Source organism: Enterobacter wuhouensis (genome assembly GCF_035835995.1).
Taxonomy (GTDB): domain Bacteria; phylum Pseudomonadota; class Gammaproteobacteria; order Enterobacterales; family Enterobacteriaceae; genus Enterobacter; species Enterobacter wuhouensis.
In genome coordinates this window covers 1,694,836-1,715,744 of the sequence record NZ_CP142124.1, presented here as the reverse complement: position 1 = coordinate 1,715,744, position 20,909 = coordinate 1,694,836, and the positions used below count along the sequence as shown (strand labels likewise).

The following is a 20,909-nucleotide window of genomic DNA, read 5'->3' as shown; positions in this document are numbered from 1 at the left end:
TACGTCAAGGCGCCCAACCCCAGCAAATACGCGGCCTACAGCCATATTGCCCCGTATTCACCATAACTTACGACAATACATTTTCCCGAACTGCTTCATTTACCTGATTAATTGTTCAGCTTTTGGCAAAATTTGTGCGCCGGATCGCGCCGTGAGATCATAATTGTAAATATCTGTACGATACTGGGTTCGCCCGTCTTCGCCTACAAACGCGGTCAGATAGTAAAGATTGACCGGAATATTGTGTCGGATGTTGACGTAACGGGTATCCCCCTGCTTCAGCGCATCTGAGATACGCGTGTCGTTCCAGCCCGCATCCTGCAATAGCATATTCGCCAGCTCAGAGGCTTTATTCACGCGCACGCAGCCGGAACTGAGCGCTCGCGTATCTTTCTGGAACAGGTTGTGGTTCGGCGTGTCGTGCAGATAAATCGCATCTGAACTTGGCATATTGAACTTGTAACGTCCCAGCGAGTTATGCGCACCAGGCGCCTGCTGGAAGCGGAAAGGCAGGTTCGATGCGGTAATCGTCGACCAGTCGACCATATACGGGTCGATCGCCTCTTTGCTGTTCCAGCCGCGCATCACCGTGTAGCCGTGACGTTCCAGATACCCCGGATCGTTCCAGACCTTAGGCAGAATATCCTTGCGGGCCAGCGTAGGCGGAACGTTCCACGGCGGGTTCACCACCACGTTATTCAGCGCGCTGCTCATCATCGGCGTTTTACGATCCGGCCGCCCGACAATCACGCGAGAGGCCAGCGCTTCGCTACCGTTCAGATAATAGACCAGAGAATAGGCCGGAATATTCACCATGATGCCGGTGGATACTGTGCCCGGCAGCAGGCGTAGACGCTGAATATTGAGGGCCAGCACCCCGGCCCGCTGCGCAGGGGAAACGTTCAACCAGTCGCGCGTTGACTGACCAATCACCCCATCGGCTCCCAGCCCCTGAGCGGCCTGAAACTGCTTGACCGCCGCGACCAGCTCGCGGTCGTAGGCCGCCGGCTTATTGTTCAACACAACGGCTCGCTTCTCTTTCACCGGCGCGGACGGGCTAACCACCACATCCTGCGCGTCGTCTCCGGGAAGGGCAATCTTTGGCCCGTTGTCGAGAATGCCAGAACGTTTAAGGATTTCACGCAGCGCAGGCACATCGCTGCTCCACTGCCCCGGACGAAGCGTCGCGGTTCCCCGCATTTGCGGCCACGGGCGAGAATCAGCCACCAGCGCGAGTAGCGATTGATGCATTGTGGCGTACTGTGAATGCGAAGGCGCCAGGCTTGCGACAAAGCGCGTCAGATCGCCATTATCCAGCGACAGCTGCCATTGGTTAATAACCGACAGCGCCGGGGTCGCCAGCTTGTAGGGTTTCTCACTGTACAACCAGCGGTTGCCATTCACCGGAATGCCGGCCACAAACTGGAGGTAGCCCATCATGGCATCAGAAAGGACCACATCGCGCGCCTGCCCCGTCACCGTCGGGTCGGTCAGAAGCTCGACCCAGGTCGTAAACTGCGGCTGAATGCCGGCTATCGCCACTTCTGCCAGCTGCTGCTGGAAGGCGCGTACCGCATCGCGATTTTCCCACATAGGTTTCATATCGCGCGCGGCATAGAGCAGCGTAAGCTGATTGATATACGCAGGCGTATAGCCAGACGGCAGTCCGGACTGGAGCTGCTGGCTGAGCGCCCCGATGTCGATACCTTCTGGCAACGGCTTAATACCGGCCATAATGGCCGTCGCTGGCGACTGATCCAGCGGCTGCGACAACGACGTAGGCTGCGCGCCCGTCGTTGCGGAACTGTCGGTCGGAACAACTTCAGGCTCATCAGCCTGCGCGGTGAACAGTGGAGCAAATATCACTGCCAGGCAAAAACTCAGTGCTGACAGCCGACGACCACGATCTTTCATTAGCAACATCCCTTGCCCCCTGTTTTCTCACGACATGCCCATCACATTGGGGCTTTCTTTCATTATAGGTAGGCAGAAAATCTGTTGCCTTACCTTATGTAAAGAAGTTTAAAGATAACGCAGCCGTAAGCACAAGCGAAGTGTAAAAAAAAAGCGGCGCTACTGCGCCGCTCTTTGTAACAAAACGCCTCAGGAAGCGTCAGCCGTACCCGGCAACGACTCCGGCGGCTGCGGCGCAAAGCCGCGTAAACCCACCACGTGAACGTGTTCGCTATTCTGGAACACTTTACGCACCAGCTTATAGGTGGTTCCTTTTTCCGGGCTGATATTCTCTGGTGCCGCGATGATGAGCTGCATATCAAGGCGATCGCACAGTTCGAACAGCGTGGCGATGGAGCGGGCATCAAGACGAGCCGCCTCATCCAGGAACAGCAAACGGCATGGGGAGATATCTTTTCCGCGCAGGCGACGCGCTTCATCTTCCCAGCTCTGAACAACCATCACCAGAATCGACATACCGGTACCGATCGCTTCACCGGTAGAAAGTGCGCCAGACTCAGCGCGCAGCCAGCCGTCGGAACCACGGTTAACCTCAACTTCCATTTCCAGGTAGTTACGGTAATCCAGCAGCTCCTCACCGATGGTCTGCGGAGTACGCTGACCCATGTCGATTTGCGGATTCAGGCGTTGATACAGCTTCGCCAGCGCTTCGGAGAAGGTCAGGCGATTGCTGTTAAACAGATCCTGGTGCTGTTCATGCTGCTCAGACAGTACGTCCAGCAAGGTTGAATGCGCTTCGCGCACGTTCACGTTCAGACGTACGCTGTTTACCTGCCCAAACGACACGCTCTGTAGGCCCTGGTTCAGCTGGCGGATACGGTTCTGCTCGCGCTGAATGGTTTTGCGGATGATGTTCGCCACGCTGCGGGAGCTGATCGCCAGCTTCTGCTCGCGGGAGGTCAGCTCTTCCGTCAGGCGGCCCAGCTCGATCTCCATCTGTTCGATGGCTTCGACCGGATCGTCCGTACGGATGATGTCCTGACGAATACGCTCGCGCAGATGCTGGTAAACGGCCACGAAGAACTGAATTTTCCGCTCCGGGCGCTTCGGATCTTCGGACATGCGCAGCACGTCGCGCAGGTGCTCGTTATCCGCAACCGCCAGACGCAGTGCACCCAGCGCCTTATCCGACATGGAACGCAGTTCATCGGCGGAAAGGTACGCCAGCTCGCGGCGGTGCAGACGACGCTCAACGTTATTGTCTTTCACCATGCGCATCACCGCGCACCACCCCGCCTTCGCGGTCACGACCTGCTCGCGCATTTCGTGATAGTCGCGCTCCAGCTTGCGCAGGCGACGCGTCAGGTTGTCCATCTCCGCTTCGCAGAAGGTCAGCGCTTTTTCCAGCTGATTGCGGCGGGCGCGGTTGTTGCTGAGCTGGCTGTGCAGTTCATCGCGACGAATGCGCGCGCGTTCTTCCGCACCGCTGTCGGCACGCACCCCGATATCCTGCAGCTCTTTGTGCAGATCGTTTAACAGCTCTTTTTTGGTGTCGAAGGAGCTTTTCAGCGAGGCCATGACCTGGCTGTACTGGCTCAGCTGTGCAGCGTGTGTACGCATGGCTTCACGAGCGCGGGTACGCTCGGCCTCAGCCTGCTCAAGGCGCTGGCGCAGCTTTTCATTCAGATCGCTGTTACCGCTCAGCATTTCTGCCGAATCGGAGTAACCAAAGTGGGCGCGACGCTGCACTACCTCCGTCAGGGCAAACGCCTGCTGGCGCGCTTCACGCTGCACCTGCTGCGACCAGGCGTAGTCTTCTTTAAGCTGCTCAAACTGCTCCGGGTCGCTCTGAAGCACGGAGACGACCGGTTCAAGCTTCGCCAGCTGGTTGCCGTGCTGCTGCACGAAACGCGCGGCTTCCTGTGCTTCATCCAGGCGCTCCTGGATCTCATCCACGCGATCGGCCAGCGTCTCATCCGCCAGCAGGTTCAGGCGCGGCAGGATGCGGTTAAGCGCAGCAACGCCCTCTTTCGCCTGTTCAAACTGGACGCGGCTCTGCTGGTTATCATTTTCATGATTAGCAATGGCACGCTCAAGCTCGCCGCGGCGGGTATTGAGCTTGCGAATTTCAGCTTCCGGATCGGCTTCAAAAGCGACCGCAAGATGGCTACCAATAAAGCGGCTAAAGGCCTGGTGCAGGCGCTGGGTTTTCTGTACGTCAAACGACAGCGTCGCAAAACGTTCAGACAGCATTTCACGCTCGGCGTGCAGGCTTTCAATACGGTTTTCACGCGCGGCGCGGCCAAACAGGGGCAGTTCCGGGAAGCGAGAGTAACGCCATTGACGATCGGCGATTTTCACCACCACCGCTTTTTCCAGCTCGTCGACGCTGAACACGCTGTCATCGAACGACTGCGGATCGCCTTCGATCAGATAGAGATCTTCCGGGCAATCTTCCAGTCCGGCAAGCTGCTCGGAAATCAGCGACAGGTCCGGAACCACAATCGCGTTACGCGACGGGCCGTACAGCGCGGAAAAGTACGGCGCATCATCCAGACCTACGTCATCGTAAATTTCGGACAGCAGGACGCCGCCGAAACGCTCGGCCAGGGTGTTCAGGCGCGCATCTTCCGCACCGCCCGGCTGGCTCAAGCGCTCAATTTCATCGTCGACGTCACGTTTACGCGCGCCCACTTCGTCGCGTTCAACAATCGCTTCGCGCTCGCGCTCAAGCAGCTGCTGCAGATACTCGGTGACGTCCTGGCTGGACTCGAACTCTTCGCCGCACTGCTCGCTAAGCTGGTTCAGGCTACTTTGCGCCGCAAGCCAGACCGGGGCACGCTGCAGCAGCCTTTGCGAACGGGACTGAAGCTGCTCCATCTCCTGGCGCAGCGTCATACGCTGTTCGCTGGCGTTGGATACGGAGTCAGACAGCGCGGCAATTCGGGCCTCCAGCTCCTGGTGCAGGGCCTCAAGCTCGTCAAAATCGTACTGTTTACCCTGACGCTTGCAGAATTCTGCCAGCAGACGCTCGGCTTCCTGCTGCTCGCGCAGGCGCTGTTCCAGCTCGTTCAGACGCATGCGCAGCGGCTGAACCTGCTCGGCCAGATGACGCTGGTTGACGCCGTCGCGCAGCAGCTCGCGGGCCACGTCCCATGCTTCATTACGCGCCAGCGGGCCGTTAATCGCCACCACCAGCTGGTAGGCCTGTTCAAACTGGCTGTGCGCCGTTTGTGCCACGCTCATTTTCTGTTCAAGGGAAAGCAGCTTTTCGGTCGCTTCCTGCTCTTTGGCCTGGAAAGTATCCAGCCATTCGTCCGCGCTCTCAGGCGTTAAATCCGGCAGATGGCACAGCTCTTTCGCACGCTGTAAGGCCTGCAGTGCCTGAGTATACTGAATGGCGCGCGTCTGCTGCACGTCCAGCGCCTGCTGGTAATCGGCAAGCTGGCTTTTCAGCTCGTCCACTTCCAGCTCGGCGGCTTCGGCGCGGGCTTCGTTCTCTTCCTGCATGTCGGCGGCTTCGGCCACCACTTCATTTTGTTCTTCAAGACGAATTTGCAGCTCATCGAGATCCGCTTCGTAGCGCTCGATTTTTTCCTGCTGACGCAGCGCGGTCTGCACCAGGTTCAGGTGATCGCTGGCGGCCTGGTAATCGGCTTCCAGATCCCCTTCTGCACCGTTCTGCTCGCCCAGCTCGCGGGCCATTTCGACGTGCTTGTACTGCTCTGCCACCAGCTGCTTGCGGGAGGTAAACAGCTCGCGACGGTACTCCAAGGCCTGGTCAAGGTGCACGCGACGCTCGTTGGCGTGGCGCATATAGTCCGCGGCCACGTAGTTGGTGGCTTCGCTGATCAGGTGCTTAAAGAGGTCACGGTCGGACTGGGTCACGCGAATCGCTTCCAGCGTCATGCGGTTTTCACGCAGCGCGGCTTCCATGTCCTGGAAGGCCTTACGCACGCCGCTGTTTTCTGGCAACAAATAGTCGCGCAGGGAGCGGGTAATGGCGCTGGAGATACCGCCGTACAGGGAGGCTTCGATCAGACGGTAGTATTTGCTACGGTCCGAGGCGGTACGCAGACGACGCGCCACCACGCCCAGGTCGAACATCAGGGAGTGGTAGTCGGTAATGGAGTTGAACTGCTTGAACTGCACGCCTTCGATGGCTTCAAGCTTATCCTTCAGCTCCTGCAGCGTCAGCACGCGCGCCTGACGTTCGTTCAGGGTTTCCGTCAGCAGCGCCGTGGGCTGCATGGAGGTCGGCAGCCCCTGAATGGCAAAGGGTTTGATATCCACTTTACGATCGCGACCGGCAACCTGCTGCAGACGCACGCCCACCACCACGCGCTGGTGACGCGAGTTGATCACGTCCAGCACCGAATAGCAGACGCCGGCTTTGAGCTTACCGTGCAGGCCCTTATCGCGAGAGCCGCTTGTCGCGCCCGCTTCGGTGGTGTTACGGAAGTGCAGCAGCGTCAAATCGGGGATTAACGCCGTAACAAATGCTGCCATGGTGGTGGATTTACCCGCACCGTTACCGCCGGAGAGCGTCGTCACCAGCTCATCCAGATCGAAGGTTCGGGCAAAGAAACCGTTCCAGTTAATCAGCGTTAGTGAGCGAAATTTACCGCGTTCAATCATTACTCTTCCTCCCCGCTATCCGGCTGATTCTCTTCATGCTCGTCATTGAGCTGCAAATGGTTTTCCACCGGCATCGCTTCGCCGTCGCGGATCATGCGCAGCTGCGCTTCTCGCGCATCGTCGCCCGCACGCACGTCGGCGCCGAAGCGGAAGACAGATTCCGTGATGCGGAATTTGCTGCTGTCGTGGCCCATAAACCAGACCATGCCCAGACGACGCAGACGGTTCAGGGAAGAGCGAACCTTTTCCTGTAATTTCTGACGGTCAAGATCCGACCCCGTAGAGCGGTTGTTCACCAGCTTGAGCAGTTTGCCCTCATCCGCGAGCGCAAGCAGTTCATCGTAAAGCTCCTGCTGAGTGAAGATCCCTTCATTCGCCAGGCGTTCCGGGCTGAGATACAGGTAGCAGAGAATTTTGCCGACCATCATATCCAGCTCGGAGAGTACGGAACGCGGAATCAGCGTCGTGGAGCGCGGGCGAAGATAGAAGAATCCTTCCGGCGCGCGAATAAGCTCGACGTTATAGCGCGCATAAAACTCTTCCAGATACTCCTGGAAGTCCATCAAAAAGGCGTGATTATCCAGCTCGTCAAGACCAATGTGACGACCGGCACGCAGCTGGCTGTCCAGCGCCGGAAATAACGGATTCGCCAGCGCCTGTGCCAGCTTAAGTGGCATCACTTGTTCAATATTTGTCAATGACATGCGCCTGTACCTTGGCTCCGTAATCGTTAATCGGCTGCCACTTCGGCGGCAGGCCGGTGAAATCTGCTTGCGCGATACCCAGGCGCACGGCCTGGTCTACAACAATGCGGGCGATATCGAAATGGCGCGCACGCGGATATTGCGCCAGATAGTCGCGCACCACGAGGCCAAGATCCAGCGGCACTTGTCTGGTTTTGTAGACAGCGAGCTGTTCTTCGATCATCGCCGCAAGCTGCTCGCGAATTTCGTTGAATTCTTCGAATTCCAGATCCGGCGGCAGTTCACCGGTGACCTCTTCATCGCGCAGCGCCATCTCTTCGTCGCGCATATCCAGCAGACGATCGGCGTTGGCGTAGGTCAGCGCCCACGGCGCATCGAAATAGGTCTGTACCGACTGGCGCAAACGCTGCGCAAAGACGCGGTTTTTATCCATATCGATCGCGGTACGGATGAATTTGTGCACGTGACGGTCGTAGCCAATCCACAGGTCGATAGACTGCTGGCCCCAGCTGATAATGCGATCGAGCTTGCTCTGCAGGTCAAAGACCAGACGGTCGACAAAATGGAGATCGTCATGCGCCAGCGTGGCATCCTGGATGCGCAGCAGGTTAGCCTGCAGCTTGTCCCCCGCCGCCTCCAGCGTATCCTGCAGCTCGCGCAGCGTACCGGAGGTTTCTGACAGCAAGAGTTCACAGCTGGAGATGGCCGCTCGCCAGTCTTTGTTTAGCAGCTGCGCAATATCGTCTTTCACCTGCTGCTGCTGTTCGTCCATCAGGCGCTGGGTCAGATCGATACTGTCGAAAATCTCGGCAACCGAATATTTCAGCGGCGCATAAACGTTGCGGTGCCAGTGGAACTCGTCCCCGTTTTCATCCGCCGCGTCGGCAGCGCGCTTAAGCTCGCCCGCCACAATAGACAGCTGCATGGAAAGACGCAGCGTCGAAAATTCGCGCTGGCGAATGTAGTAATCGGTAATGCCGATGCCCAGAGGCGTCAAACGATAGATGGCGTTTCCTTCCGCCTGCTCGCTGGTAAAGCGGTTCAGCAGACGTTGACGCACCATATCGTTGATTGCGTTGTTGGCACGCACGCTAATGGTTTCGCTGGTTTGCTCAAACGCATCACTGACGTGGCGGAACGCATCCACCAGTTCACCCTCACTCATTTCGCCATCGAGCCGTTCGCCGTTCAGCGTGGCAACCGCCAGCAGGAAAGAGAGTCTGTCTACCGGCAGCGAGATGGAGAAATCGTTTTTCCTGGCCCAGGCAACCAGTTCGGGGACTGTCTGGGAAAATTCACTCATAGATTATCCTTGCATCTGCGGCTTGCGCGCGGTGACGTGTATATAGCGGCCAAGGCTCAGATAAGGCTCCTGGCGGCAATACCGCGTTTCTATTTCTGTTAAGGCGTCTAAACAGTCATCCTGTTTTTGTTTATCACGCAGATAATCATGAAACACCCTCACGCCTGTTTTACCGGTGATCTCCCAGCCGATCTCCTCCAGCCAGCCATAGACCTGCTGCGGTTCTCGCGGGAAATCCGGTGAAAGCGTGCGTCGTTTCTTTTTATACATACCCTGCTGCACATAGCCAAAATTGCCCACCAGCACGTTTCGCATCAGCAGGCCGTTGGCATTGTAGAACATCAGCGATAGCGCACCGCCCGGGCACAGCATCGACCACAGCGTTTTTAACATGGCTTGCGGTTCAGCGACCCATTCGAGCACAGCATGAAACAATATCAGATCAACCTGCGTTTCCAAATGCTGGGGAATGTCCTGAGCGGCGCAATGTATAAAATGCATGTTGTCGCTCACACCTTTCTCTTCTGCTGCTCGCTCGGCGCGCGCAACCATCTCGGCAGAGAGATCGCAAAGTGTGACGTGATGGCCCCGCTGCGCCATCAGAATTGCCGTCTGACCTTCCCCGCCACCGGCATCAAGCACGCGCAACCTGCGGTCACCAAATTCGGCAAGCAGCTTGTCCAGATCCTGCCAGAGGATCGTCTGACGAAGCTGGCCTTTGGTGGTGCCATAAATGTTGCGCGAAAACTTTTCCGCGATGTCATCAAAATTGCGATCCCGCATTGGGAGGGTTCCACTCATTCACTGCAAAACCGCTATTTTGTCACACCCGCGCGGAGAATGAACCTCTCTGGTGTAATATCACGACTAATAGCCTGCTGTATGGTTAAAAAAGGAACCAAAAAGGATGCTTTTCACTCTGAAAAAATACGTGGGCGGGATGCTACTCCCCCTTCCGCTGCTGCTACTGCTCATCGCGCTGGGCCTGGTGCTGGTTTGGTTCAGCCGTTTTCAGAAAAGTGGCAAATCGATCGTAACGCTGGGTTGGCTTGTACTTTTGTTATTAAGCCTGCAACCGGTCGCCGATGGCTTACTGCGCCCGATCGAAAAGACCTACCCGACCTGGCAGGGAAATCAGAAAGTGGACTACATCGTGGTGCTGGGCGGTGGCTACACCTGGGACCCAAACTGGGCGCCCAGTTCGAACCTTATTAACAATAGTCTTCCACGGTTAAACGAGGGTATTCGTCTGTGGCTCGCCAACCCCGGGGCGAAAATGATCTTCACCGGTGCTGCGGCCAAAACGAACCCGGTCAGTACGGCTGAAGCCGGTGCAAGGGTCGCGGAGTCGCTTGGCGTGCCGCGCGCCTCAATCATCACGCTGGATAGCCCTAAAGATACGGAAGAGGAGGCCGCGGCGGTGAAGCAGGCTATCGGCGATGCGCCGTTTTTACTGGTCACCTCCGCCTCACACCTGCCGAGAGCGATGATCTTCTTCGAAAAGCAAGGCTTGCACCCGCTGCCCGCACCAGCAAATCAGATAGCCATCGATGCGCCGCTCAACCCGTGGGAACGGGCGATCCCGTCCCCCATATGGTTGATGCATAGCGATCGCGTCGGTTACGAAACGCTCGGGAGAGTCTGGCAGTGGCTTAAGGGAGCGTCAGGCGAGCCAGGGCAAGAGTGATTTTGTGGCGAGATCGAAGTTGGCGCGATTGAACCGTCCGGTATTCACCAGCTGCGCCACTTCATCCCAGAGCAGGTAGAGCCAGCGCCGCCACAGAAATGCTTCCGCGACGGGGGCGCGCTGCAGATAGTGCCACAGCAGCCCTTCCGCAAAGCCGCTGTCGCTAAGCCTGAATAACTCATACTCGCGCGGCGCCCAAAGCATGATGCCCGGGCCGACCATCGCCAGCAGCTGGTCGCTTCGGGGATCCTTCAACATGCTGCGTAGGGTAAAATTGCCGTGTATTAGCACGCAGTTGTCGTTAAAACCTTCAAACAGGGCGGGTAGGCATTCCCGGGTGCGGAATAAAATACGTTTATCCTGCATGGTTAAACCGGTGTTGTTGAACTGGTTCAACGTTCCCCACAGGACTTCAACGCGCTGGCGATACCAGAGCGGCCACAGGTTTTCCTGCGTGCTGTCAACCGGGCCAACGAGCCCGCGACTATCCTGCCGATGCCAGGCCAGCAGCGCTTCAACAATCTGGTCTTTAAGCTGCTCCCACCGTTCGGGCGATCGCGCAGGAGCCTCCACAGAGACGCCGCGCAGGCGTTCAATCAGCAGCACATCCGGACCGGGGTGTTCTTCATGCGTCATCACGCCGTAGACCGTTGGCATACGGACTGTCCCTTCCCGCGCCAGCAAAGACATTTTCCACGCGAGCTGTCTGGCGACGCCCGGCGAGGTAAAGCTTCTTGCCATGAGCGGCATTGGGTTTCCCTGACTGTCGTATAACGACCAGAGTGCGGTATCTGCCTTTTCACTCACGCACTCAACCCGGCTTAACTTCTCGCCGAGCAGGTGGCTAAGTTCGGCACGCAGCTGTTCCATATGAGATTACCCCCATTAAGACTACTGCTTTTATAATGAGCGTGCAGAGAGCAGATGTCACCCGGAAGAGATCAATTATGGAAAAGAAACAGGAAAAATACGCCGGCGGGAGAACATCCCCCCGAATGGAGGGATGTGGATAGCGTTAACGCAGCTCTGCGCGAACGCGCTCAAGATCTTCGGGGGTGTCAACACCCGTGCCGGGTACTTCCTCGGCAACGGCAACGTGGATCTTTTCGCCATACCAAAGCACGCGGAGCTGCTCCAGCATTTCGATATGCTCGAGCGGGCTCGGTGCCCAGGTAACGTAGCGGCGAATAAAGCCCGCGCGGTAGCCATAGATGCCGAGGTGACGCAAAATGGTATCACCAATCGTCTCTTTTGACGCCGCAAAGCGATCGCGGTCCCATGGAATGGTGGCCCGAGAGAAGTACAGCGCGTAGCCTTCTGCGTCCATCACCACCTTCACGGCATTGGGATTGAAAGCCTCTTCCGCATGATGAACAGGCACCGCAAGCGTGGCCATTCCCACCTGACGCTGCGCGAGATTTTCTGCAACCTGGCGAATAATGACCGCCGGGATCATCGGCTCATCGCCCTGCACGTTAACGATGACCGTATCGTCGCTGAATCCGCATTTTTCAACCACCTCTGCCAGACGCTCGGTGCCGGACTGATGGTCGGCGCGGGTCATGCAGACTTCCCCCCCCGCGGCTTCAACCGCTTTCGCCACGTCAGGGTGATCGGTTGCCACAATCACGCGATCTGCACCGGATTCACGCGCTCGCTCAAGCACGTGGACGATCATTGGCTTGCCGTTGATGTCCACCAGTGGTTTACCCGGCAGGCGCGTTGACGCATAGCGCGCCGGGATAATGACGACAAAACTCATGGTTTGCTCTCTTCTGCCACCAGGGAACGGGCTTCGTTTTCCAGCAGAACCGGAATACCGTCACGCAGCGGGAAAGCCAGGCTGTCCAGCTTGCAAATCAGCTCTTGTTTGTCCTGGCTATAGTAGAGTTTGCCGTTGCACACCGGGCAGGCAATAATTTCAAGTAAACGGTGATCCATAGTTCCTCCGTATGGGTAATCGCTAAAGCTTAACACATTCCTTTTTCAGGGAGTGCCTGTTTCCCAGCCACTTCGACAGGATGTAAACAGCCCATCGGGTATACGGCCCAGCGTCACGCCGTGTGCTCCCTGCCAGCGTGCAAATTCGCTAATTGCGGAGGTTATTCCTTTCTCCAGGGTCGCCGTCACCTTAACGCCCGCTTCAAGATAGAGCGCAATGACTTCAAGCGTGCCGATTTTACGGTGCATTTTTGCGTCCATGCGCCCGACCAGCTGCCCTTTATGCAGCAGTGGTAAAACGAAATAGCCAAACTGACGCTTCGGCGCGGGGGTATAGCATTCCAGCCGGTAGCTAAAATTAAACAGCTGTTCGGCCCGTTTTCTGTCCCAGACAACCGGATCAAACGGTGACAGCACTGCGCTGTGGGTCGCCTGAAGTTTCCCTTCCAGAGCCTGAGGTAGTAGCGGGTGTAAATCCGCGTGAAGCCACATTTCACCCAGAGTATCGACCGTCACGGGAGCGATGCGCTTTTCGTCTTGCCACTTCTCAAGCAGGGGCTTTAAGGCGGGCTGGCGCAGCCGATAATAATCCGCCAGCCACTGGGGGCGGAAAATCCCCAGGCTGCGGGCGCTATTTTCCAGCATGATGGCTTCTGCTGCGTCCTGGGTGAGCAGATCGCGCTGGTCATCCCAGTGAGGCATCACGCGGTGCGTCAGGTCATAGACGCGCTGAAAATTACGCCGCTCTATCACCATGACTTTGCCCGACGTAAACAGCCCTTCGAGATGACGTTTGTGCGGCTTCCACTCCCACCAGCCGCTTGCCCCTTTTCGCGGGTGCTCAAAATCGGCGGAGCGTACCGGACCGTTTTCCTGAATGTGCGCAATAAGCCGTTCGATTTCCGCAGCGTGCTCCTGCATCCATTCCTGGCGATACTTCCAGCCCATCTTGTCCGGGGAAAGCATACGGTGACGCACCAGTGCAAAATCACTGCGCGGCAGGAAGCAGGCCTCGTGCGCCCAGTACTCCATGAGTTCGCCCCTGCTCAGGGCATTATCCAGCCACTGCGGCTGATAGTTCCCCAGGCGGCTGAACAGCACCAGGTAAGGACTGCGCGCAACAATATTGATAGTGTCGATTTGCAACAACGACATGCGTTGCACGGTAGAAAGGATATCGGCGGGCTGCGCGCGGCGGCGGGGCTTTTTGAGCAGCCCCTGCGCGGCAAGGTGGAGATTTCGTGCAGCTGAAAGCGAGAGTTGCGGTAAAGACATGCGTTTTCCTGTCAGTCAAAGCGCCGCCAGAACCGCGTGTGCCGTTATCGCACTAACGCAATAAGTTCCTTGAGCAATTGTTCCGGCTGCTCGCCGCTGAGCTCAGCGTCAACCGGCAGGTACCACCAGTTTTCCTTCGCAAAGGCACGGCATTTCACCGCATCTTTTTCCGTCATGATCAAGGTCTGGCCTGGCGCGGTGAGCGCATCAACCTGCTCCGCCAGTAACGCCTGATGATCGGCCAGCGGAACGCGTTTTTCCAGCCGCGCACCGCATTGTTCGAGCGTCGCAAAGAAACGCGGAGGATGGCCAATGCCCGCCATCGCCACCAGAGCTGGCAGTTGATCAACGGCCTTGCGTTCGCCGGTCAGCAGGTTGACCGCGTTGCCAGGCTGCAGATGCATAGGAATTTCACCCGCTTTTGCCGCACCGCCGTTAACAATCACCGCATCAACGGATTTAAGGCGCGATGCGCGTTCACGCATCGGCCCTGCGGGAAGCCACCAGCCGTTACCAAAACGACGAACCCCGTCAACGACCACAATCTCTTTATCGCGCGCAAGGGCATAATGCTGCAGGCCATCATCGGTGATGATAATTTGCACACCGTGCCCGGATAGAAGCGCTTTAACGGCGTCGCTGCGCACCGGGGATACGGCAACCGGGGCGCCCGTGCGCTGATAAATTAAAACCGGTTCATCACCGGCTTCGGCGGTCGTTGTATCCGCTTTCAATAACAGCGGGTACTGCGCGGCTTTACCGCCATAACCTCGCGACACAACGCCCGGGCGAATACCGCGTTTTTGGAGTTGCTCTACCAGCCAGATAACGACCGGCGTTTTGCCATTCCCCCCCGCAGTGAGGTTCCCCACAACCACAACCGGAACCGGTGCGCGCCAGGCCTGCTTCAACCCCAGTCGATACAGCAGACGAATGGCACCGCTCACCAGGCCATAGAGCCAGGAGAGCGGGAGAAGCAGCAGCCACAGCAGTGACTCACCGGACCAGATGCGTGCGATCATGCGCCGAACTGCATCTTGTGAAGCTGAGCATACACACCGCGATGCGCCAGCAAATCAGCGTGGCTTCCGCGCTCCACGATCACGCCATCTTCAACAACGACAATTTCATCGGCTTGTTCAATGGTCGACAGGCGGTGAGCAATCACCAGTGACGTACGGTTTTTCTGCAGTTCATCCAGTGCGGACTGAATAGCGCGTTCAGACTCCGTATCCAGCGCGGAAGTCGCTTCATCCAGAATCAGAATCGGGCTATCACGCAGCAGCGCACGGGCGATGGCGATACGCTGACGCTGACCGCCGGAGAGCAGAACCCCGTTTTCACCGATAATCGTATCCAGGCCGTTATCCATCTTGTTGATGAAGTCCATTGCATACGCCATGCGGGCAGCGTTCTCAATCTGCTCGCGGCTGTACTCTTCCGTACGCGCATAGGCAATATTGTTCGCGACCGTATCGTTAAACAGATGCACGTTCTGAGAAACCAGCGCCACCTGATTACGCAGCGACTGCAGGGTATATTCCCGCAGGTCGTGACCGTCCAGCAGGATTTCACCTTCGTTAATGTCATAGAAGCGGGTAATCAGGCTGGCAATAGTGGATTTACCCGAACCTGAACGCCCAACCAGCGCAACGGTTTTGCCCGCCGGAATGGTCAGGTTGATATTGCGCAGCGCCGGCGTTTCACGGCCAGGATAGGTAAAGGTGACATTGCGGAACTCAACGTCACCCTTAGCACGCTCAATCGCGCGCGTCCCTTCATCTTTTTCCTGCTCTGAGTCCAGAATGCTGAACAGCGTCTGGCAAGCGGCCATCCCGCGCTGGAACTGGGCGTTAACGTTCGTCAGCGATTTCAGCGGACGCATCAGCGCAATCATGGAGGAGAAGACGACGGTGATAGTACCCGCCGTCAGTGTTTCCATAACGCTTGGGAAGCTTGCGGCATACAGCACAAATGCCAGCGCCAGGGAAGCAATCAGCTGAATCACCGGGTCGGAGATGGAAGAGGCCGAAACCATTTTCATCCCCTGCAGGCGCATTTTGTTGCTGACCTTATCAAAGCGTTTGGTTTCGACTTTCTGACCGCCGAAGATCAACACTTCCTTATGCCCTTTCAGCATCTGTTCTGCGCTGGTCGTCACCTGCCCCATCGTATTCTGCATGTTCTTGCTGATATTGCGGAAGCGCTTAGACACCACGCGAATAGCAATAGACACAATCGGTGCCAGAACGATAAGGATGATCGACAGCTGCCAGCTGTAGTAGAACATCATCGCGAACAGGCCGATGATGGACGCGCCTTCACGCACGACCGTAATGAGCGCGCTGGAGGATGAGGAAGCCACCTGCTCTGAGTCATAGGTAATACGAGACAGCAGCGTGCCAGTAGATTGCTTGTCAAAGAACGAGACCGGCATCCCCATCATGTGACTAAACAGACGGCGGCGCATGGTCATCACCACTTTCCCTGAAACCCAGGAAATGCAGTAGCTGGAAATATAGCTGGTGATACCGCGTAAGACCATCAGTCCGATAACCACCAGAGGCATCCATAGCAACACTGAGCGATCCGTTTTACCAAAACCGTCGTCCAGTAACGGTTTGAGAAGCGATAGCATAAAAGTATCGCTGGCTGCGTTGAGGATTAACGCTATGCCCGCCACGATCAAGCCTGGTTTAAAGGGCGCAATCATCGGCCATAGTCGGCGGAATGTTTGCCACGTGGAGAGATCTTTGTCGTTATGCATTCAAAAAACCAGCATTTGTTGAAATAGCCGCATATTCTACCCGTTATCTACTGGCGCGCCAAACCACTGATGATACCAACGAGGTAAATATTGATCTCGCAGACGTCGGATTTGCCAGTTATGGCGTGAAAACGTCACCGATATTTGTCCAGAGCGGGGGGTATCATGCCAGATATAGCCCTCTTTTCTGTAACGTCTGACCACTTTAACTGACGGGAATCGCCACGCGTTGTAACGCGCAGCTGAAGCTAACGCAATTTTTCCTTCCACGCGCTGCACCAGCGGCGTTGACGATGACGTATTGCTCCCATGATGGGGAACCTGAATAAGCGTGGAGGCCAGAAATCGCCAGTAATGGCTAAGCATAGCGTGTTCGGCATGGGCTTCAATGTCCCCTGTGAGTAAAACACTCTGCTCACCATCATCAATTTTCACCACGCAGGAATGATTATTGCCCTTTGCAGCATAGCCTTCCGGTGGCCAGTGGGCGGTAAAGGTTAATCCTTGCCATTGCCACGTCTGCCCTCGAAAGCAGGGAAGATGGCCTGCCCAGCGCAGCGGGCTTCTTATCCACATTTCTGGCCAGGCCCTCTGAAGTGACGTCAATCCCCCCGCGTGATCGAGGTGTTCGTGACTCAGAATGACGCCCTCTGGCTGGAGATGATGCCAGCGAAGCCAGGGGATAATGAGTTGCTGTGCACTGTCTCCCCCAGGCCACGCCAGGCCGGTGTCATATAAAATTGCCTTGCCGTGGCGTTCAATAACCATCGCCAGCCCCTGCCCCACATCCAGCATGTGCAACGTCCAGCTATCGTTTTTTGCCGTATTCCAGACAGGGAATGCCAGAACAACGCTACCGGCAATGCACGCTGCCGGTAGCATTTTCCATGCGCGAAAGCGCCAACCGATAATTGCAAACCAGGGCAGCAGCGTCAGATATTGCCAGCGTTCATCAACGCTCTGCCAGCCATCCGGCAAACGCATCAGCAGCCAGAACAGTGCGGCAAGGGATCTGTCTGCCATAAACCAGATGGACGTTTCCAGAGATACCACCGGTAACAGATGTAACAGCATGCCGGACAATATCAGCGGTACGGAGATGAACGTGACAAGGGGAACGGCAAAGAGATTCGCTACCAGTGAAGAGAGGCTAAATCCATGGAAAATCAGGACCTGAAGGGGCATCAGCAGCAGCAACATTCCGATCTGCAGATAGACAAGGTTCACCAGCGGCCGCAGTCGACGAGCCCATTGCCTGTTTGGGAAAGGCAGCCACTGAAACCAGAAAATCAACGCGGCCACGGCAAACGCCGACAAAGCCAGGCTCTGAGAAAGCACAGAGAGAGGATCGCATATCAGGATCGCCGCCACACAGCATAGCCAGACCTGCCATGGAGACCACTGTCGAGCACTCATTCGCAGCGCAGCCAGCGCGGCAAGGGAGATTACCGTGCGCAAGGCGGGAGGCTGTAGTCCGGTTAGCCACGCGTAGAAAACAGCAAAGAGTAGCCCGGCGAGGACCGGCATCTGCCAGCCGATCCAGCGGCATGGCATTAAAAACTGGACCCCGCGGGCAATTAGCCAGACCAGGGATGCCGCGAGCGCGATATGCAAACCCGAAATCGCCATCAGGTGCAGCGTACCGGTTTCACGCATCAGGTTTTTTATTTCCCGCGGTACATCCAGACGCTCCCCCATTCCAAGCCCCAGGATCACGCCTCCCCACGGGTATGCAGAGAGCGTATTCTGCAGCGACAGCAGATATTGGGCGCGCACGCTACAGCGACCGTCAATCACCTCCGCCTCGGTAAATCGTCCGCTAAGCGTTTGATGGCGTGCAAAAGCGCTTTGCTGGGGATCGTAACCACCGTCATTCAGTTCGCCATGCGCAGCCCTGAGCCGAAGCGTCATGGCCCAGCGCTGCCCGGCGCACACTTTTTGCGGCAGATAATTGCCGTAGAGCGTCACCCCCGTAGACGCCCACCAGCGCTTGCCATTGAGTGCAACAATTTTTGCCTGATGCGTCGTTGCGCCATCGGTGGCGGTAATTATCACCTCGGCTTTCTGCGGCCCGGCCGTTAGGTGTTGCATCGGCCAGACGCCTTCATGTGCAGCCAGCATACCCCAGCAAAAAAAGAGTATTCCAACGCCTGCACAACGCAGCGCTCTTTTTTTGTGAATGGCAAAGACTACCCCAGCAGCCATCATCGTCCACACAGTCTGCAGACTCGGCAAAACGGGTAACCAATACAACGGAATAATTGCCAGAATGGCACAAGCGCTAATGACGGGTATCCCCATGTTTACCTCCCATTTTTGGGAAGTATGCGGATAGCAAAGCGGGTCGTCAGACAGAAAAACGAAAGGTTACGATAAAGGCCGAGCGCTATTTCATCGCTTGCAGAAAAACAACACAAGAAGTGCGGCACAGATTCAGAAAGCGCCGGGAGAAAAACAAAAAAAGCACCCGCAGGTGCTTTCTTTTAAACCCAGTTTAACCTAATGGCTAAACTCAGTTGCCGTAAATGTTGGCGCGATCGCGCAGTTCTTTACCCGGCTTAAAGTGTGGAACGTACTTGCCTTCCAGCTCGACTTTATCGCCAGTTTTCGGGTTACGCCCGGTACGTGGAGCACGATAGTGCAGAGAAAAACTTCCGAAACCGCGGATTTCAATGCGCTCGCCCTGGGCAAGAGTGGTGGCCATATGCTCCAGCATCTCTTTAACAGCATCTTCCACAGCCTTCGCTGGGACATGCGGCTGCTGACTGGCAAGTCTTTCAATCAATTCTGACTTGGTCATGATTCCTCCGGTTCCTTTCAAACCAATTAGCTGAACAGCTCATTAAACAAGGGCGGCCGTAGCCGCCCTTTGTTATTGATTACAGGACGAATCCTGTAATCTGTCAAGTCTGCTCCTCATCCTTATCGCTGTAAATGCGTTACAGCTCAAATGATGCTGAGAACTTGATCTTACTCGCCTTTAGCTGCTTTGAAAGCTTCAGCCATTGCGTTGTTAGAGAAGTTTGCATCTTCCTGTTTGTTAACAGTTGCGATTGCATCTTTCTCATCAGCTTCGTCTTTAGCACGAACAGACAGGCTGATTGCACGGTTCTTACGGTCAACACCGGTGAACTTAGCTTCAACGTCGTCGCCAACGCTCAGAACCAGAGTTGCATCTTCAACGCGGTCACGTGAAGCTTCGGAAGCGCGCAGGTAACCTTCAACGCCGTCAGCCAGTTCTACGGTTGCGCCTTTAGCGTCAACTGCAGTCACTTTACCGTTTACGATTGCGCCTTTCTTGTTCAGTGCAACCCAGTTGTTGAACGGATCTTCTGCGAGCTGCTTAACGCCCAGGGAGATACGCTCACGCTCTGCGTCAACCTGCAGAACAACTGCAGCGATTTCGTCGCCTTTTTTGTATTCTCGTACTGCTTCTTCGCCTGCAACGTTCCAGGAGATGTCAGACAGGTGAACCAGGCCATCGATGCCGCCGTCCAGGCCGATGAAGATACCGAAGTCAGTGATAGACTTGATTTTACCTTCAACACGGTCGCCCTTGTTGTGGGTTTCCGCGAACTGCTGCCATGGGTTGTTTTTGCACTGTTTCAGGCCCAGGGAGATACGACGACGTTCTTCGTCGATATCCAGAACCATCACTTCCACTACATCACCAACGTTAACAACTTTGGATGGGTGGATGTTTTTGTTGGTCCAGTCCATTTCGGAAACGTGCACCAGGCCTTCAACGCCTTCTTCGATTTCAACGAAGCAGCCGTAGTCGGTCAGGTTGGTAACGCGACCAGTCAGTTTAGTACCTTCTGGGTAACGCTTAGCGATAGCTACCCATGGATCTTCGCCCAGCTGTTTCAGGCCGAGGGATACACGAGTACGTTCGCGGTCGAACTTCAGCACTTTAACAGTGATTTCGTCGCCAACGTTCACGATTTCGCTTGGGTGCTTAACGCGTTTCCACGCCATGTCGGTGATGTGCAGCAGGCCATCAACGCCGCCCAGGTCAACGAATGCGCCGTAGTCAGTGAGGTTCTTAACGATACCTTTGACTTCCATGCCTTCCTGCAGGTTTTCCAGCAGCTGATCGCGTTCTGCGCTGTTTTCGGATTCGATAACGGCACGACGGGATACAACAACGTTGTTACGCTTCTGGTCCAGCTTGATTACTTTGAACTCAAGCTCTTTGCCTTCGAGGTGCAGGGTGTCACGGACTGGACGAACGTCTACCAGTGAACCTGGCAGGAACGCACGAATACCATTCAGCTCAACAGTGAAGCCGCCTTTAACTTTGCCGTTGATAACACCGACCACAGTTTCAGCTTCTTCGTAAGCTTTTTCCAGCGTGATCCAAGCTTCGTGACGTTTAGCTTTCTCACGGGACAGCAGGGTTTCACCGAAGCCGTCTTCTACTGCATCCAGAGCAACGTCAACTTCGTCACCAACCTGGATTTCCAGCTCGCCCTGGGCGTTTTTGAACTGCTCTGCCGGAATGGCGGACTCAGATTTCAGACCGGCGTCAACCAGTACTACGTCTTTGTCGATAGCAACAACAACACCACGAACGATGGAACCCGGACGGGTTTCGATTGTTTTTAAGGATTCTTCAAATAGTTGAGCAAAAGATTCAGTCATGTTTAATCTTCAGGTTAATATTAACGTCCACCTGGC

The 20,909-nt window shown here is 56.1% G+C and carries 15 protein-coding genes; 1 reads left to right on the top strand and 14 read right to left on the bottom strand.

Annotation, left to right across the window (positions count from 1 at the left end; all coding sequences use genetic code 11):
* Positions 1-99: 99 nt before the first annotated feature.
* From ldtD to cmoM, 5 genes are all read right to left on the bottom strand, one after another.
* On the bottom strand, positions 100-1,923 hold the full coding sequence (gene ldtD / locus VPX56_RS08135) for a L,D-transpeptidase (RefSeq protein ID WP_326471004.1): 1,824 nt from the start codon (positions 1,921-1,923) through the stop codon (positions 100-102).
* Positions 1,924-2,103: 180 nt separating this feature from the next.
* Positions 2,104-6,552, bottom strand: coding sequence for a chromosome partition protein MukB (mukB, locus tag VPX56_RS08130; RefSeq protein WP_326471002.1), 4,449 nt, complete (start codon positions 6,550-6,552; stop codon positions 2,104-2,106).
* On the bottom strand, positions 6,552-7,256 hold the full coding sequence (mukE, locus tag VPX56_RS08125) for a chromosome partition protein MukE (protein WP_131635548.1): 705 nt from the start codon (positions 7,254-7,256) through the stop codon (positions 6,552-6,554). The genes mukB and mukE overlap by 1 nt, the downstream gene beginning before the upstream one ends.
* Positions 7,237-8,559 (bottom strand): chromosome partition protein MukF, encoded by a 1,323-nt coding sequence (gene mukF / locus VPX56_RS08120; protein WP_131635549.1) that lies wholly within the window; start codon positions 8,557-8,559, stop codon positions 7,237-7,239. The genes mukE and mukF overlap by 20 nt, the downstream gene beginning before the upstream one ends.
* Before the next feature lie 3 nt (positions 8,560-8,562).
* On the bottom strand, positions 8,563-9,342 hold the full coding sequence (cmoM, locus tag VPX56_RS08115) for a tRNA uridine 5-oxyacetic acid(34) methyltransferase CmoM (protein WP_131635550.1): 780 nt from the start codon (positions 9,340-9,342) through the stop codon (positions 8,563-8,565).
* 124 nt (positions 9,343-9,466) lie between these two features.
* On the opposite strand from cmoM, the gene elyC reads away from it, so the two are divergent.
* Entirely contained in the window at positions 9,467-10,246 is a 780-nt protein-coding gene (elyC, locus tag VPX56_RS08110; protein ID WP_131635551.1) for an envelope biogenesis factor ElyC, read from the top strand.
* On the opposite strand, the gene VPX56_RS08105 is transcribed toward elyC, so the two are convergent.
* From VPX56_RS08105 to rpsA, 9 genes are all read right to left on the bottom strand, one after another.
* Complete coding sequence (locus VPX56_RS08105; RefSeq protein ID WP_131635552.1) at positions 10,223-11,116, bottom strand: YcbJ family phosphotransferase; 894 nt, start codon at positions 11,114-11,116, stop codon at positions 10,223-10,225. The genes elyC and VPX56_RS08105 overlap by 24 nt on opposite strands.
* A 145-nt stretch (positions 11,117-11,261) precedes the next feature.
* Positions 11,262-12,008, bottom strand: coding sequence for a 3-deoxy-manno-octulosonate cytidylyltransferase (kdsB, locus tag VPX56_RS08100; protein WP_131635553.1), 747 nt, complete (start codon positions 12,006-12,008; stop codon positions 11,262-11,264).
* Positions 12,005-12,187, bottom strand: a complete 183-nt coding sequence (gene ycaR, locus VPX56_RS08095; RefSeq protein ID WP_006174474.1) for a protein YcaR — start codon at positions 12,185-12,187, stop codon at positions 12,005-12,007. Before ycaR ends, kdsB begins: the two co-directional genes overlap by 4 nt.
* A 45-nt stretch (positions 12,188-12,232) precedes the next feature.
* Positions 12,233-13,462, bottom strand: a complete 1,230-nt coding sequence (locus tag VPX56_RS08090) for a winged helix-turn-helix domain-containing protein (protein WP_326470992.1) — start codon at positions 13,460-13,462, stop codon at positions 12,233-12,235.
* A 44-nt stretch (positions 13,463-13,506) separates the two neighbouring features.
* On the bottom strand, positions 13,507-14,484 hold the full coding sequence (lpxK, locus tag VPX56_RS08085) for a tetraacyldisaccharide 4'-kinase (protein WP_263609166.1): 978 nt from the start codon (positions 14,482-14,484) through the stop codon (positions 13,507-13,509).
* Entirely contained in the window at positions 14,481-16,229 is a 1,749-nt protein-coding gene (gene msbA / locus VPX56_RS08080) for a lipid A ABC transporter ATP-binding protein/permease MsbA (RefSeq protein WP_131635556.1), read from the bottom strand. Before msbA ends, lpxK begins: the two co-directional genes overlap by 4 nt.
* Before the next feature lie 36 nt (positions 16,230-16,265).
* Positions 16,266-18,530: a ComEC family protein gene (locus tag VPX56_RS08075; protein WP_326470990.1), complete on the bottom strand. Its 2,265-nt coding sequence runs from the start codon at positions 18,528-18,530 to the stop codon at positions 16,266-16,268.
* A gap of 211 nt (positions 18,531-18,741) precedes the next feature.
* Entirely contained in the window at positions 18,742-19,029 is a 288-nt protein-coding gene (gene ihfB, locus VPX56_RS08070) for an integration host factor subunit beta (RefSeq protein ID WP_014069584.1), read from the bottom strand.
* A 170-nt stretch (positions 19,030-19,199) separates the two neighbouring features.
* On the bottom strand, positions 19,200-20,873 hold the full coding sequence (gene rpsA / locus VPX56_RS08065; RefSeq protein ID WP_010429251.1) for a 30S ribosomal protein S1: 1,674 nt from the start codon (positions 20,871-20,873) through the stop codon (positions 19,200-19,202).
* Between the last annotated feature and the right edge of the window lie 36 nt (positions 20,874-20,909).

Bases quoted from the DNA above. Each gene is read 5' to 3' on its own strand.
- msbA (WP_131635556.1), bottom strand. From the start codon at position 16,229: ATGCATAACGACAAAGATCTCTCCACGTGGCAAACATTCCGCCGACTA.
- rpsA (WP_010429251.1), bottom strand. From the start codon at position 20,873: ATGACTGAATCTTTTGCTCAACTATTTGAAGAATCCTTAAAAACAATC.
- mukB (WP_326471002.1), bottom strand. From the start codon at position 6,552: ATGATTGAACGCGGTAAATTTCGCTCACTAACGCTGATTAACTGGAAC.
- mukF (WP_131635549.1), bottom strand. From the start codon at position 8,559: ATGAGTGAATTTTCCCAGACAGTCCCCGAACTGGTTGCCTGGGCCAGG.
- VPX56_RS08105 (WP_131635552.1), bottom strand. From the start codon at position 11,116: ATGGAACAGCTGCGTGCCGAACTTAGCCACCTGCTCGGCGAGAAGTTA.
- cmoM (WP_131635550.1), bottom strand. From the start codon at position 9,342: ATGCGGGATCGCAATTTTGATGACATCGCGGAAAAGTTTTCGCGCAAC.
- mukE (WP_131635548.1), bottom strand. From the start codon at position 7,256: ATGTCATTGACAAATATTGAACAAGTGATGCCACTTAAGCTGGCACAG.
- elyC (WP_131635551.1), top strand. From the start codon at position 9,467: ATGCTTTTCACTCTGAAAAAATACGTGGGCGGGATGCTACTCCCCCTT.
- ycaR (WP_006174474.1), bottom strand. From the start codon at position 12,187: ATGGATCACCGTTTACTTGAAATTATTGCCTGCCCGGTGTGCAACGGC.
- VPX56_RS08090 (WP_326470992.1), bottom strand. From the start codon at position 13,462: ATGTCTTTACCGCAACTCTCGCTTTCAGCTGCACGAAATCTCCACCTT.
- VPX56_RS08075 (WP_326470990.1), bottom strand. From the start codon at position 18,530: ATGGGGATACCCGTCATTAGCGCTTGTGCCATTCTGGCAATTATTCCG.
- kdsB (WP_131635553.1), bottom strand. From the start codon at position 12,008: ATGAGTTTTGTCGTCATTATCCCGGCGCGCTATGCGTCAACGCGCCTG.
- ihfB (WP_014069584.1), bottom strand. From the start codon at position 19,029: ATGACCAAGTCAGAATTGATTGAAAGACTTGCCAGTCAGCAGCCGCAT.
- ldtD (WP_326471004.1), bottom strand. From the start codon at position 1,923: ATGTTGCTAATGAAAGATCGTGGTCGTCGGCTGTCAGCACTGAGTTTT.
- lpxK (WP_263609166.1), bottom strand. From the start codon at position 14,484: ATGATCGCACGCATCTGGTCCGGTGAGTCACTGCTGTGGCTGCTGCTT.